Genomic DNA, 15,010 nt, shown 5'->3' with positions numbered 1-15,010 from the left:
CATTTTTAATAAAACAAGCAGCGAAGTTAATTCGCTGCTTGTTGAGCAAATGTTTCCATTTGTTTAATGGTCATTGGACCATTAACCCGTTGAACAATTTTCCCTTCTTCATCTATAAAATAAGATGTCGGAATAGTGGAGACCCGATATTTTTTACTTCCTACAATATCTTGGTCGTCCAATAATACACGAAACGTAAACTGTTTTTCTTTAAGAAACTTAGATACTGCCTGTTTACTGCCTTCTGACGAAGTTAAATTAACCGCAAGCAGCTGTACATCGTTTCCATATTTCTCATAAAACGCTTGCATATCGGGCATTTCTTTTTGACACGGCGGACACCATGTTGCCCAAAAGTTTAAAATAACTTTTTTCCCTTTAAAGTCTGATAATTGAATGGATTTTCCGTTCGTATCTGAAAGTGTAAACGGAGGCGCTGTATCTTTTGGTTCCAACCCATAAGCTTGACCCGAAGCCTGACGAGCACTATTGCCTTTTTTAATATTTAAATCCTTGTATTCGCTTAAGTTAGAACTATCGGATGCTTCATTTGAAGAAAGCCCTTGCCAAAGTGCGTAGCTAAGAAAGCCTACTAGAAGCAAGACCGCAATTATTTTTTTAACCATATGATCGGCTCCTTTATTTCTTCTAAAAAGTGATAATCTATGTACTAATAGATATGTGCAATATCTACTAAAATAATCCTTTTATCGGGCATTTTCTTTTATAATATAGCATATTCCCCTCTCGCTTTTTGTCGAAAACGGTGCGTTTACATAAAAAAAGAGCGGCTCACGAGAACCGCTCTTTTACTTTATATCTTACGCATGTGTTTTAGACTGTAATTTATCACGAAGCACCATTTGAAGGATACCACCATGGCGATAGTAATCAATTTCAACTTCACTATCGAAACGAACGAGTACTTCAAATTCTTTTTTGTTTCCAGCTTCATCAGTTGCTGTTACTTTTACAAGATCACGTGGTTTTACTGTTTCATCAACTGCTACTGCAATTGTTTCTTTTCCAGTTAAACCTAATGTATCCGCACTTTCACCATCTTTAAATTGAAGAGGTAAAACACCCATTAATACTAGGTTTGAACGGTGAATACGCTCAAAGCTTTCAGCGATTACTGTTTTAATACCTAAAAGATTTGTGCCTTTTGCTGCCCAGTCACGAGAACTTCCCATGCCGTAATCTTTACCTGCAAGTACAACAAGACCTGTATCTTGCTCTTTGTATTTCATACAAGCGTCATAAATGCTCATTACGTCATTTGTTGGCCAGTATGTTGTCCAGCCGCCTTCTGTACCAGGTGCTACTTGGTTTTTAATACGGATATTTGCAAATGTACCGCGCATCATCACTTCATGGTTACCGCGACGAGAACCATATGAGTTAAAGTCTTTTGGTTCTACACCGTTTTCTTGAAGGTAAAGACCTGCAGGTGATGTTTTTGCAATTGAACCCGCTGGTGAAATGTGATCCGTTGTCACTGAGTCACCAAATTTCGCTACTACGCGAAGATCATTTAACGGTTCTACTTCACCTGGCTCTTCTGATAAGCCTTCGAAGAACGGTGGGTTTTGGATGTATGTTGAATCATTCTCCCACGTATAAAGAGCATCTTCGCTCGTTTTAATTTCATTCCAGCGCTCATTGTCATCGAATACACGCTCATACTCGTTACGGAATAATTCAGGCGTTACGGTACGGCTAACAACTTCTTTAATTTCATCTTGAGAAGGCCAGATGTCGCTAAAGAATACTTCATTGCCGTCTGTATCAATGCCGATTGGATCTTTTTGTAAATCTACATCTACCGTTCCAGCCAGTGCATATGCTACAACAAGCGGCGGAGAAGCAAGGTAGTTACCTTTTACTAATGGATGAATACGTCCTTCAAAGTTACGGTTTCCTGAAAGAACAGACGTTACAAGCAAGTCGCTGTCTGCAATCGCTTCTTCAATTTCAGCTTCTAATGGACCAGAGTTACCGATACAAGTCGTACAGCCATAACCTACGATGTTAAAGCCGATTTTATCTAAGTACGGAAGCAGCCCTGAATTTTGAAGGTAAGCCGTTACTACTTTTGAACCTGGTGCTAAAGAAGTTTTCACGTAAGCTGGAACATCCAATCCTTTTTCTACCGCTTTTTTCGCAACTAAACCAGCTGCTACTAATACATAAGGATTTGATGTGTTCGTACAGCTTGTGATAGCCGCAATGGCAATGGCACCTGTTTTCATTGTTGTTTCTGAACCGTCTGCAAGCTTAAACGTAACTTCTTTATCAACGTCTTTAGCATCAAGTCCGAAGCTTTGGTTGCTAACAGGAGCTGTTAAAGCTTTCTTGAATTCTGTTTGCATTTGAGAAAGTGGAATTAAATCTTGCGGACGCTTTGGACCTGAAAGATTTGCTTCAATCTCAGCAAGGTTAATCTCAACAACGTCAGTAAAAATTGGATCTTCGTTTTCTGGTGTAAAGAATAAACCGTTTGCTTTTGTATATTGTTCGACAACCTGAATGTCTTTTTCATCTCTTCCTGTTAAACGCATGTATGCTAATGCCTCCGCGTCAACTGGGAAGAACCCGCATGTTGCACCGTATTCAGGAGCCATATTAGCAATTGTTGCACGGTCAGCTAATGGAAGTTCTGCTACGCCAGGACCGAAGAATTCAACGAATTTTCCGACTACTCCTTTTTGACGAAGCACTTGCGTAACTTTTAACGCTAAGTCTGTAGCTGTAGTGCCGTTTGGTAATTCGCCAACAAGTTTAACACCGATTACTTCAGGAACTGGGAAATAAGAAGGTTGACCAAGCATACCTGCTTCCGCTTCAATACCGCCAACACCCCATCCTAAAACACCGATACCATTAATCATCGTTGTATGAGAGTCAGTACCTACTAAAGAATCAGGGAAAGCTACGAACTCACCATCTTCTTCAACAGCATGAACAACGTTTGCTAAATATTCTAAATTTACTTGGTGCACGATACCAGTAGCTGGCGGAACTGCACGATAGTTATTAAATGATTTTTGAGCCCAGCTTAAGAAATTATAGCGCTCTGTATTGCGTTGAAACTCAAGATCCATATTAATTCGTAATGAGTCAGCTGTACCTGCTTTATCAACTTGTACGGAGTGGTCGACAACGAGGTCTACTGGAATTTCTGGATTGATTTTGTCAGGATCTCCTCCTAAATCAGCCATTGCTTTACGAAGTGACGCTAAGTCTACAACCGCTGGAACTCCAGTGAAATCTTGAAGAATAACACGAGATGGTTTGAAAGGAACATCGATATCTTTAATATCTTTTGTTCCCCATTTTGCAAGGTTTTCGACGTGTTCTTTTGTAATAACACGGCCATCTACCTGACGAAGAACAGATTCTAATAATACTTTAATTGAATACGGCAGCTTAGATACGTTACCTAAACCTGCTTCCTCTAAAGCTTGTAAGCGGTAATAATTATATGTGCTGCCATTAAGATCGAATGACGAACGAGCGTTAAAAACGTCTTTTTTAGTCATTGCTTTTACCCCCTTAAAATTCTATGTATAAAGGATTTACTTACCCCATCCTCTATTCCCTTCACCATCTATCTTAATATAATATTATACATAAGTAAATAAAAAGAATGTTATTAATTAACATAAGTTTCACTTATAACCTTTTCCAATCTGCCTTTTATTTTTCTAATAATTCATATTTCATTGATTTTTACGCATGCTAGAAACGGAGGTGATTCAACATGGCTAAACGCAAGTCAAACCACGTCATTCCTGGGGCTAACGCGGCTAGCGCTCAAGGAAAAGGAGCGGGTTATAACGAAGAATTTTCAAATGAACCATTAACTGAACAACAGAAACAAAATAATAAAAAACGCAAAAAAAATCAATAAAACACTCTCTTGTTGGAAATACTAATCACTAGTTAGAAAAGCAAAATCGTTTAACTCCATGAAATCTAACGAGAAGGCGTCATTATACATGGCGCTTTTTTTCTGTTCCCATTTCCTGTTTTTGTTAAACCTACTTTTAGAAAGGGGAATTTTTCATCGGATAAATTTCCTGTCACTATCCTACCCTAATAAATGAAAGGGAGGCTTTAACTATGAACAAAAACAGCAGCAAAGACATCAGAAGAAATGCACCAAAAAGCAATTCTGGACAGCCCGAACCGCTAAGCGGATCTCATAAAGTAAAAAACCGTAAGCATTCTCGCCAAAAACACAATAGCGGGCATGATATGTAAAACAGCGGCAAGCTCTCTACAGAGCTTGCTTTTTTATGCATAGAAAAGACAGCTAGTACTTCAAGCTTATTCTTTGCGCAGGAGTTCACTAAGTACATAAACGCGCATATGATAATAAAGTGAAACAGTTTAAGTAATGGAGGAACGCAGAAATGAAAAACAAGCGTCTGCCAGCAGACCAAATGTTTGTAAAAGGCTTTCAAGAGTTGTTAGAAGTCATGCTTTCAAATCCCTTTATGAGTTATTTAGATTATGATTCCGTTCGTATAGACTTATTTGAAACAGAACAATCATTTATTGTCGAAGCTGAATTGTTAGGGTATCACCCTAAGGATATTATCGTTCAGGTACAAGCTGACCATTTACAGCTGACAGCCAAAAAATACTGCATTAGAGAATTTCATGATGAAAAGCAAGGAACGCTTGCAAGAGAACAAACGGAAGAAAGTGTTGAACGTACAGTTGACTTTCCATTTCCATTGATAAATAAAAAGATTACCGCTACATTTAGTAACGAAATCCTTGAAATTACGATTTCTAAACATGAGACAAATGAATCTAATCAGCAAATAGTCCCTATTGATTTCCAATAAAACTGCAGAGACAATATCTGCAGTTTTATTGGAAATATTTGATTGTTAATTTAGCACATAGTTTTTCTAGAAAGTTTTTCTTTTCAAAACAATGGGATATCTAATTTGTTTTACGGCACACTATTAAAAAAGAGTAAAAGGAGAACGTTTATGCTTCATACTGCTTGGAAAGGTAAAATCAGCTTTGGATTAATTGATATCCCTATTAAACTCCACGGAGCAATTGAAGAAAAAGATGTAAAGCTGCGCACGCTACACTCCGTTTGCCATACACCTATTCATCAAGAAAAACATTGCCAAACGTGTGGACGAGAAGTAGAATCCGATGAACTGGTTAAAGGATACGAAACGGCAACCGGTCAGTTTGTTGTGCTTTCACAACAGGAAATTGACCGTGTCAAAGAGCCCTTTGCAGCAAAAAAAGCTGTTGAATTGTTACACTTTGTTTCCTTAGATGACATTGATCCCCTGTTTTTTGATAAGCCCTACTATATCTCTCCTGGAGAAACGAGCCTAAAAGCTTACTATACGTTATTAAATGCACTTGAAATAACAAATAAAGTCGGTATTGCCAATGTATTTTTATATTCCAAGCAGCAAATCGCAATGATTCGTTCCGTGGGAGGCTCTCTCGTTCTTCACACGATGCATTTTGAAGAAGAACTTCGTTCAGCCACAGATGTGCCTAACTTATCTCGTGATTCTGACATTAATGAAAGTGATACACAAGTGACGGTGGAATTAATTGATAAGTTATCTACTTCTTTTAATCCGTCTATTTACAAAAACAACTACCGAGACGCCTTACAAAACGTCATTCAGCAAAAAATAAATCAAGGTGAAGTTACAAAAGGCAGCGAAAGCGAAGAACGAGATATTCGACATTTAATGGAAATGTTAAAAGTGAGCATAGATCCATCTACTCTACAGCCGACAAAATCGACAGCAAAGAAAAAAACTTCATCCTTAAAAAAGAAAGCATAAAAAGCTAACGAAGAAATTCGTTAGCTTTCATTTGCAACAGAAGTCTTAGGAACAATAGCTCCATATGACGCCGGTATTTTTAAATATTGCGTTACTTGATCATTTTCCACAAAGACAATAAAGTTATCTTTTTTATCTTTTCCAATACCTTTTGCTTTTGCTTCAGACCACGTGAAGCCCAGCTTTTCATTTACCTCGCTGCGAGTCGTTTCCGGTCCAAAGACATATACTTTATCCCATCTAAAATCACATAATTCATTAAAATCAAGGATGGAAGCTTCTTCTTTACTTTGATTTGTTTTTTTAATTTCGTTAATTACGGTTTGCTGAAGTTGCGCTTGGTTGCGTTCGCTGTATACCCTGTCAATAAAAAAAGTTGCCAATAGCGCTACTAACGTGAATAGTAGAATCTTTTTCACTTCGTTGTCCTCCTGATACGTTCTCTGCACATGATACGACTTCTTTTCGATACGGTTTTATTCTCTACTATTCTAGAAAATTCAACAGGAAAATACAACTAAAATCTCGAAATGTCATCAAAACATAAAAAACTTAACACTGTGTCAACGCATAAAAAAAAGACTTGTTCACGTTCTACCTATTTACCTAATCAGCGCTGAAAAGATTTGGCTCTTCCGTACAAATAGTTTCAATAAATTCTTCTACTAGCCCTTCCTCTCCCGGCAAAAAAGGCAGCGCACCCACTCCAACGCGTTCAATACTTTTATAAAAATGATGCTGCTTATAGCCCTCTGCTTTCCCTGGAAACAGCACAATCGCTGTTTGTACCGGTTTTATCCCACTTTCTTCTACAATAGCGTCTCGGTAACGATGCATGGTATTAATATCTTCTTCTCTAGGAGAAGGCGTATCGTGATTTGGTTTGATACGATACTTAGCGTCAAAAAGATATACGCTTTTTTTCTCCTCTTGCTTTACTTCAAGCAGCAAGTCCGGCTTTTGAATAACGGTATGAGTATGATGGTATTCTTTTTGATACCATAGCGTTATTTCTGCTTTTCCCACCTGAAAACAATGATAAGAGGCCTGCATCCTGACGTTCAGCCCTTGTTCTGTCGTTGTCATGATGTTTTGTTCTATTCGCTTGCCGTAAGTTTGCAACTTCTTTACAAGACTAACATACGTCCAGTATTCGTAGAGAGTTGCGATATCTTTTAATGAAAGGTGGTAAAACTCTCCGTTAAGAGCCAACCCTCGCGTTAAGAACATAAAGTATCTGCTTGCTTCCCGGTAGCGAGGTGCTGTACGGAGTGTAGAAGGAAGAGTTGAAACTTGTATGGTCTTCACTCTTTGCCAGAACACATTGTTTAACAGCCTTTTTAACTCGGTATGATTGGTTTCTAGAGCCGACACCGCTTCTTTTTTTACATATCTATCTTCTATCAATTTGTCAATTAGTGTAGTTAGCTTGTGGTACAGCTGCGTCATCATCCATTTCACACTTTGATTTTCCAAATTATCATAGGTAGCTACATGTCTTGTACCCATCGCTTTTGTAGGTACTACTTTTATATGCCGATTAATTTTAATCCCCCTGCTTGAAGATGCAAGATAGGTAGGGTGTGTTCGGACAAATGATATAGCACGGCTATCTTGTTTTTTTATTTGATCTCCTCTCATGAGCTCATGTTCAACTGTTACCGATTGAAACGGCTGATTTTCAATCTGACGCACAGAATGAAGAAAGGGTTTCATATAGTAAGAGAGCACATGATAAAATTCCGTCCATGTCGCTTGCTTAGACCAAACAGATTTCGCTTCAATATATGTTTTACGAAGCATATCATATGCCAAATCATGAATGTATCCATTCACTTCATCAACCATACGTACATAATCTGTCTTGTAGCTCATCTTTGATGGGAAAATTTCCAGAGTAAAAGACAGCTCTTTTTCTATTTCACTGTAGACATGAAACGTAGAATATCCTACCTCATTTTGAAAGCTTATATTTCCTGTTAAAATGTAGGGGAATCCTACGGCTTGAAAACTTTGTTCAACTGCTTTTGAATCGTGGTTAACAAACAGGCTTGTTTCATTTTTTGAAACAACTGTAATTTGATAGATTTCATTTTCAAAAAATAAAGGCTCAAGCGGCGGTTTGGAAGTCATCATGCCTTTTGTTTGATTTAGTACTTTTACATGTGTGATTCCTTTTCCTGTACAAGAAAAAAACATCACTTCTTCTGCAGATTTTATTTTTTTCTTATTCTTTCCTTTTATAACCACCGTACACGTATCGGTTTCAATTTCAACGTACGGTATTAATCCAAAATGACGTGTATCCGTATACTTCAAAACGTCTCATCATCTCCATTATTTTGCGTGCACTTTTAGGGAATCTCATCCCGTCTGCATTTACGACAGCTGTCTCAAATTCATCATCGAGCAGCGTATTTGTACAGTAATAATAAAGGTTTTTTAATAAGTCAAATGTGTAAGCATCGCTTCCTGAAATACGAGGCAAAACTTTTTGCAGCACCTGAAAATCAAACGCCTGATCAAATGTAAACATCCCGCTTTTCACTGCGTAAATTAAATAAAAGCATATTTCGTCGCGTACGCGGTAACCTATTTGCAAATCGATTTCTGTAAGCATCTCGTTAACGGTTAGCAGTTCATTTGTTACTTCGTGAATGAGCTCAGCATGTTCAGCATACGCATCTTTTAAGTGAACATATTGACTTTGAATTTGCACATTTTCAATGCTGTGCCGAGGTGGATCTCTATCATCTAAAAAATCAAAAGAATCTAGCTGAATCTTATTCAACTCAATGGTGTTGGTACGATCTAACAACTTTTGACTAAACCCATGAGTTGTTTCATCCATATTAATGGTACCGATAATGAGAAGGTTAGATGGCAAATAAATATCTCGGAACATCTTATGTCCAGGAAATAACGGAGCCGTTTTGATTTTCCCTTTTGACCAGCTTCTGCTTTCCATTACGCTTAAAATATCGCTAAAATAATGTTCAACTCGAGCTAAGTTCATTTCATCCAATATGGCAACATATGTGTAAGCTGGATGCTGAATGGCTTGCTGCATAATCGACAGAAACGATCCTCTGCGAAAATCTCCTCTTAAATCAATATATCCTAATAAATCTGAACTATCATGCCAATCGGGCCGAACCGGAATGAGTACTTGTCTTCCATTTTCAATCGTGGCACCGATACTGTCTGCTAAGAGCTGCGCAAGCTTTGTTTTCCCCGTCCCGCTCATTCCTGATAAAACAATAAATGGCTTGGTCTTTAAAGCAAAGTAGGCGTTGGCTATATCTTGTCGTTCATATGTAAATCCAGATTTCTTAATATACTCATGAATATGGACGATGGCGTCTTTATCGCCAATCATTTCTTGGCTCATTCCGTATGTTTTTATATATTGTTCATGCATACTCAGCAGTAAATGCAAGTCATCTTGAAGCTGATCATTGCTAGGTAAGTCTACTATATTGTAAGGAAGGTAAAGTGCTACTCTATCCTCAAAGCTTTTCGCTTCCATGCTTGTACCAATAACAATATGACTATCTTTCAATACGCGGGCATGTTCAGGAGTAAAAAAACGAATGTCTTTCAGATCAGTTCCTTCCCCTGCATCTCCTTTCATCATGACTAAGTAAATGCGCTGACCGTCTTCACTGAATAAATATGCTACTATCACATCACTCTCTATATTCTTATTGACAAGAGTCACGTAAGGAAATGTTTCAGCGTGGTGGCCCGATATACGCATTTCTTCTCGATTTATATGCTCCAATCGATAAAGAGAAATCGGAAGCCTGCGTGTAAGCATATTTTCTACTTCGTGTTTTACAAGTACGTCTCCACCCATTTGTTTATAATGTTCCGCTACATAAAGCAGCCGATCGCGCAAACTCATCGAATTCTCTCCTTTCTGCCTTCACTGCAGTTTGTAAAAATAAAAAGCATCGTCAGCTGACCACGCAAAAGTTTCGTTTCTTTTATTATAGACGCTTTCTTCGTATCGTAAGCTATTTTATAACGTTAGAAAACACTCGATTATTCTTTTCTCTACTTATCTCTACTTATCTCTACATATATGTTTATGTTCATTTTAATGAAACATGACAGAAAAGAAAAGCATTAGGGGCTTAATGAATGAAGAGGTAATGATACGAACAGAAAAATAGGCAGCTTCTGTACACAGTGATACAATCGCCATTATGCTACATGATTATTTGATGTCTGATGCTTTTGGCTGAGTAAAGAAAAAAATAAAAATAATAAGCGGCAGCGCGATAAGAAAAATACTTGTTTCTGAAGGTCTTACTGTAGGTATATCGGTTAATGACATCTTAATCAGTCCTTTGTAAATTTTTCAACTAAGTCAGGATTTACATAAAAATGTTTTGATACGGTACGATGAAAAAACTGAGAGGATTGATTTAGTTCACTTAATGCAGGTTCTGTTTTAGGAACGCCAAAAATAGGTCCACTTACGTTAATGGTAAACCTTCCAGAAGAAATAAAGGCGCCCGACACATTAATCTGGTTATTAAGCAGCAAAGCCGCAAGAATCACATCAATCATATCAATAATGATATTAATTCCCGCATCTCCGTCTTTTCCTTCTATTCGGCTAGTTCCTGTAATAGGTCCCCCTACTGAAATACGAAAAGCTCCGGGTGTCACAAATACGCCTATAATTGTTATTTGGCCAGTTAATAATAATATAGCTGTTACTACATCCAGATTTCGTTGAATGGCAAAGATCAGTTCCCTTTCTTTGTCAAAGCCGCTTTTCCATTCCACATTCTCCACACCCTTAGCACATACTATTCTAAACACGTGTAAATGTTATTCTATTTTTTCTTTTTCCTGTCTCACTCCCGCTCCGAAAAGTGTAAAACAGATTTTACTGCGTCTTCAATTTCTTTATACCCTGTACATCTGCATATATTGGAAGCAAGCCACTCCTTTATAATATCGTCACTGCCTGAAGGATGGTGTTTGGAAAGCAAATGAGCATTCATGATAAAACCCGATGTGCAATAACCGCACTGAAAAGCAAAGTGTTCAATAAAAGCTTTTTGCATAGGTGAACTCTTCAGCCCTTCTATAGTCATTATTTCTTTCTCTTCTGTTTCTGCCGCTAACATGAGGCAAGATTTCATTGGCCGCTGATTTATCCCTATTGTACAAGCTCCGCAGTCCCCGTTTAAACAGCCTGGTTTTGCTCCGGTAAGGCCCAGCTTTTCTCTTAATACATAAAGCAACGTATCTGCTGTTCGGATATCAACCATTTTTTCTTCACCATTAACCTTTAGCTTAATTGTTATTCTATACCGTTCATCTTTTAGCACATTACGTTCCCCCCAGCTCTGTGAAAATATCAAACAATAAATTTTTAATCACAAATTTGCGGTAGCGATCCGACCCTTCCCCATCATTTAAAATCGGAGCGGGTATATACTCAAGAGCAGTTTGAATTCGAGCTTCTAATGGCGTTTCTTTATGATTTAGCATTTCTTCTATTTCTGCTGAGCGAAAAGGAAACGAACATACTCCGCTGAAAGCTACTCGAATGGTTCCTTCTGTTTTTAACGCTGCTATTGTCACTAACGGATATCCTGTATCCCACTGCTGGCGCTCTTTTATACTCATATATGGCAGGGCAGCATACTTCGTTTCAACAAACACCTGAACAAGAAGTTCTCCGTTTTCCAGCTGCAAACGCCGGTTAAAAAGATCGTGAATCGAATAGATATTTGTTCCAGCAGGACCTGCCACCGCAAGTTGACTATCCGTTAAAAGCAGCGGCAATACCGCTTCTCGATAAAAAATATGCCCGCAAATATTTCCTCCTAGCGTTATTTTATTTCGAGCCGTGTGATCAGCCACTTCGCTAGCAGACTTACTTAATAAAGGAAACAAATTTTTATCTTCCAGTTCAGTTAACGTTACTCCTGCACCAAAAATCATCCAATCTTCATTAGCTTCGGTTTGTTGAAGTTCAGGTATATTTTTTATATCAATAACAGCATGGGTAACAAACAAACCCAATCTGCCTAATGTCAGAACTTCGGTGCCGCCAGCATAATACCGCGGCTGTTTGCCTTGATTCTCTAACTCTTGAAACAAGGCAACTGCTTCTGAAACAGTTGCAGGTTTATAATATTCAAAGTCAAACGAAATCATCTGCATTCCCTTCTTTCATTCTCCAAATCAATTCTGGAATAAGAGGAAGTTGATTTAATTCTATTTCTGCTGCCGCAGTTAAGCTGTTTCCTAAAGAAGCAGGCATTCCAAGCAGCCCGTGTTCTCCGACTCCTCTAGCTCCGTACGCCGCATCTAATTGAGGTGTATGAACAAAATCTACTACGTACTCCGGATGCTCTCCGTAGCGAAGAGGACGATATTTCCGAAGCTGAGGATTTAAAATACGGCCATTTGAATCAAACCAAAATGTTTCTCTGCCTGCAAACGATAGTCCCATACTCATCGCACCCATGACTTGCCCTCGTGCCATTTTCTCGTTTAGCACGGTTCCTATATCAATAACAGAAATAGCTTTTACAATACGATATCTATACGTTCTAGGGTTATATTCCACTTCAACTCCTTCAGCTGCTACCGTCCATTCAGGCCCTGGACGCCCAGCTCCCGTTTCTTTATCCAAGTAGGTCATGCCTCTTAAAATATAGTTTCCTCTCCCTATGATTTGCCCTCCAATTGCATTTCCGTTCGGATATTTATAGCCATACACAATTTCTTTAAATTTCAAAGAAGTCTCAGGCTCATCCCGTAAAAAAACTTTTTCATTTTTTATTTCAATATCTTCTTCAGAAGCTCGAAATATACAAGAAGCTATCTTTTTTAATTGGTTAATCACATCTTCAGCGGCTTCTAAAACCGCTCTTCCTGCCATAAAAGTTCCTCTGCTAGCCACCGTTTTCCAATGTTCAGGAGTCGTTTGAGTATCTACTTCCATTCGCACATGAATACGTTCCACGCGCATCTGCAATTTTTCAGCCAATATTTGCGCGAGCACGGTTTTCGTCCCCGTGCCTAATTCAATAACGCCAGACATTAAATTTACGCTTCCATCCGGATTGAATGTTAGAATAACACCGGAACCTGCGTTTGTTTCAATAGTGGAGGTTTTCCAGACGCAGCTAATCCCTTTGGCAGTAATAAGGCCGTTTTCATGAACCGTTCTCTGCCCTTCCTCCCATTTGATCAGCTGCTTCAAGCGACGAATACATTCCGGTAAGTTACCGACGCTGCTAGAAGTTAAACAGACTTGCGTAGGCGTAGTGTCGCCCGGCAAAATAGCATTTTTTTCTCTAAACTCCAAAGGATCTATACCTGCTTTTTTAGCAAGGATGTCCATCGTGCGCTCGAACGCAAATAATAGTTCCGAGTGGCTAAATCCTCGAAAAGGAGAAGCGTAAGGGTGATTTGTATATACACATAATGAATCACAAAAAATATGTTCAAGACGATAAGGTCCCGTACAGTCAGCTGCTGCAGCTTTACTCAGGTCCGTTCCTTTATCTGCATAAGCACCGCTGTCAAACAAATAAAGAATGTCGGCAGCCTGCAAAATTCCCTCTTTGGAACAACCTAGCTTGATTTTGGCATCTAGACCGATATGAACAGGCGAAGTGAGCATATCTTCTTCCCTTGTGTTCAATATTCTAACCAGTCTTCCCCCAACTGCTTTTGAAGCTAAATAAGCCAGCAGCTCTAGCTGGACAGCCGCTTTTCCTCCATAGCCTCCTCCTACTAGCGGTGTTTCAACGACCACTTTTCCCGCTTCAATTTTAAAGTACTCACTGATTAATTTTTTCACCATAAAAGGAGCTTGAGAAGAAGTGGTAATTTTAACTACTCCATTCGGAAGGATTTCAGCAGCGGCGCTTCTTGTTTCCATTGCCGCGTGATCTGAAGGAGACAAAGAAAATGTTTCTTCCACTACTAGCTCACTTTTACGCCAACCTTCTTCCATATTGCCTTTTCGTATTTTAACTCTGTTAGCTACGTTGCTCCCTGGCTCTGGATACACCGTTTCATCGTGCTTGTAAGTGTGCATATTTTCATGCACTAAAGGAGAATTTGGCTCAATAGCGGCACTAGGAGAATGAACGACAGGTAACGGCTCATATTGAATATGAACAGCACTCGCCGCACGCTCAGCGAGTGCTGGGTTTTCTGCTACTACTAGGACTACGGCTTCTCCGTGATACCGTACTTTTTCAAATGCAAGCGGTCGCCGGTCACGAACTCCTTCTCCGGTTAACGGCAAATGCTCTCCCGTCACAACCGCGTGAACACCGGGAATAGCAATCGCCGCTTGGACGTCTATTGCTTGAATTCTTGCATGTGCGTAAGGGCTGACTACTATTTTGGCGTGCAGGGACCCTTTAAACATGTAATCATTTGTGTACCTAGCCGTACCCGTTACTTTTTCTAATGCATCTTTTCGAATAACGCTTTTTCCAATGACATCCACTCTTTTCACCTCCATCAATCAAAACAGTCCACGTTTCTCTTTGTATATCTTTTTAATGCGTTCATACGCTTGTTTTGTATCAACATCCATAAAAAGGGAAGCATCGGTACATTCATAAAACATTCCATTTTCAAGTCCACTTTGTCTTATGATTTTTCTTGCCCCTTGATCTCCTTGCAGCTTATCCAAGCTTGAAAACATTTGTTTTGAAAATAAAACCGGCGCTCTGGCAATTCCTTGATAAAAAGATGAAATAAACGGAACGGAGGAATGGTTCTCAAACAGAGAAATAAATGTATTAATCAGCATGATACTTACAAGGGGCTGATCTGCTAGCAGCACAATAATAGCATCAGCGCCTAATTCTTTTGCTTTTTTTAATCCGCACTTTAAAGACGCAGACTGACCTTTTAAGGCGCTACTACAAGAAGTATGACTCCACTTCTGCTGATATGCTTCTGAAAAAAGAATAGGGTCAATCCACTCAAGAGAATCTCCTTTCTTTGTTATTACTATCGTATGATTTACTTTTGAAGAAACCGCTTTTCGTAAAGCTTTACTCCCCAAACATCCATTCCCTAAAGGCAGCAGCAGCTTATTGCTGCCCATCCTTTTACTAGCTCCGGCGGCAAGATAAACACCAACAATATTTACCCCGGACATT

Annotated in this window: 14 protein-coding genes; 4 read left to right on the top strand and 10 right to left on the bottom strand. The window is 39.0% G+C overall.

Features of this window, described 5'->3' with window-relative positions; translation table 11 throughout:
- Positions 1 to 26 precede the first annotated feature (26 nt).
- Together ACOZIR_RS11920 and acnA are read right to left on the bottom strand one after the other, a co-directional pair.
- Positions 27 to 626: a TlpA disulfide reductase family protein gene (locus tag ACOZIR_RS11920; RefSeq protein WP_411304370.1), complete on the bottom strand. Its 600-nt coding sequence runs from the start codon at positions 624 to 626 to the stop codon at positions 27 to 29.
- 195 nt (positions 627 to 821) lie between these two features.
- Positions 822 to 3,542, bottom strand: coding sequence for an aconitate hydratase AcnA (gene acnA / locus ACOZIR_RS11915; RefSeq protein ID WP_310878646.1), 2,721 nt, complete (start codon positions 3,540 to 3,542; stop codon positions 822 to 824).
- 221 nt (positions 3,543 to 3,763) lie between these two features.
- Here acnA and sspO point away from each other — a divergent pair, with 221 nt between their 5' ends.
- The 4 genes from sspO (at position 3,764) to ACOZIR_RS11895 (ending at position 5,843) form a co-directional block, all read left to right on the top strand.
- A complete protein-coding gene (sspO, locus tag ACOZIR_RS11910) occupies positions 3,764 to 3,913 on the top strand; it encodes a small acid-soluble spore protein O (protein WP_013083371.1) in 150 nt (49 codons plus the stop codon).
- Positions 3,914 to 4,125: 212 nt separating this feature from the next.
- Positions 4,126 to 4,266, top strand: a complete 141-nt coding sequence (locus ACOZIR_RS11905; protein WP_013057256.1) for a small acid-soluble spore protein P — start codon at positions 4,126 to 4,128, stop codon at positions 4,264 to 4,266.
- A gap of 152 nt (positions 4,267 to 4,418) precedes the next feature.
- The gene (locus ACOZIR_RS11900; protein ID WP_045291695.1) at positions 4,419 to 4,859 is read left to right on the top strand and encodes an Hsp20/alpha crystallin family protein; all 441 of its coding nucleotides are present in this window, start codon (positions 4,419 to 4,421) and stop codon (positions 4,857 to 4,859) included.
- 150 nt (positions 4,860 to 5,009) lie between these two features.
- Positions 5,010 to 5,843 carry a Ku protein gene (locus ACOZIR_RS11895; protein ID WP_421535617.1) on the top strand — a complete coding sequence of 278 codons (834 nt, stop codon included), beginning with the start codon at positions 5,010 to 5,012 and terminating at the stop codon, positions 5,841 to 5,843.
- 20 nt (positions 5,844 to 5,863) lie between these two features.
- Here the strand turns inward: ACOZIR_RS11895 and ACOZIR_RS11890 are convergent, their stop codons facing one another.
- From ACOZIR_RS11890 to ACOZIR_RS11855, 8 genes are all read right to left on the bottom strand, one after another.
- On the bottom strand, positions 5,864 to 6,262 hold the full coding sequence (locus ACOZIR_RS11890; RefSeq protein WP_045291697.1) for a hypothetical protein: 399 nt from the start codon (positions 6,260 to 6,262) through the stop codon (positions 5,864 to 5,866).
- A 187-nt stretch (positions 6,263 to 6,449) separates the two neighbouring features.
- Positions 6,450 to 8,162, bottom strand: a complete 1,713-nt coding sequence (locus ACOZIR_RS11885; RefSeq protein WP_310878645.1) for a DUF2357 domain-containing protein — start codon at positions 8,160 to 8,162, stop codon at positions 6,450 to 6,452.
- Positions 8,116 to 9,750, bottom strand: coding sequence for an MrcB family domain-containing protein (locus ACOZIR_RS11880; protein WP_045291699.1), 1,635 nt, complete (start codon positions 9,748 to 9,750; stop codon positions 8,116 to 8,118). Before ACOZIR_RS11880 ends, ACOZIR_RS11885 begins: the two co-directional genes overlap by 47 nt.
- A gap of 440 nt (positions 9,751 to 10,190) precedes the next feature.
- Positions 10,191 to 10,643 (bottom strand): hypothetical protein, encoded by a 453-nt coding sequence (locus ACOZIR_RS11875; RefSeq protein WP_372454456.1) that lies wholly within the window; start codon positions 10,641 to 10,643, stop codon positions 10,191 to 10,193.
- 71 nt (positions 10,644 to 10,714) lie between these two features.
- Positions 10,715 to 11,194, bottom strand: coding sequence for a (2Fe-2S)-binding protein (locus ACOZIR_RS11870; protein ID WP_045291700.1), 480 nt, complete (start codon positions 11,192 to 11,194; stop codon positions 10,715 to 10,717).
- 1 nt (position 11,195) lies between these two features.
- Positions 11,196 to 12,029 (bottom strand): FAD binding domain-containing protein, encoded by an 834-nt coding sequence (locus ACOZIR_RS11865; protein WP_045291701.1) that lies wholly within the window; start codon positions 12,027 to 12,029, stop codon positions 11,196 to 11,198.
- Positions 12,016 to 14,346, bottom strand: a complete 2,331-nt coding sequence (locus ACOZIR_RS11860; protein WP_421535616.1) for a xanthine dehydrogenase family protein molybdopterin-binding subunit — start codon at positions 14,344 to 14,346, stop codon at positions 12,016 to 12,018. Before ACOZIR_RS11860 ends, ACOZIR_RS11865 begins: the two co-directional genes overlap by 14 nt.
- 18 nt (positions 14,347 to 14,364) lie before the next feature.
- Positions 14,365 to 15,009 (bottom strand): NTP transferase domain-containing protein, encoded by a 645-nt coding sequence (locus ACOZIR_RS11855; protein ID WP_340142034.1) that lies wholly within the window; start codon positions 15,007 to 15,009, stop codon positions 14,365 to 14,367.
- Position 15,010 lies beyond the last annotated feature (1 nt).

It is taken from the genome of Priestia sp. D3YE.R1 (assembly GCF_049199565.1).
Classification (GTDB): Bacteria; Bacillota; Bacilli; order Bacillales; family Bacillaceae_H; genus Priestia; species Priestia aryabhattai.
This window is presented reverse-complemented; position numbering and strand designations above follow the sequence as displayed.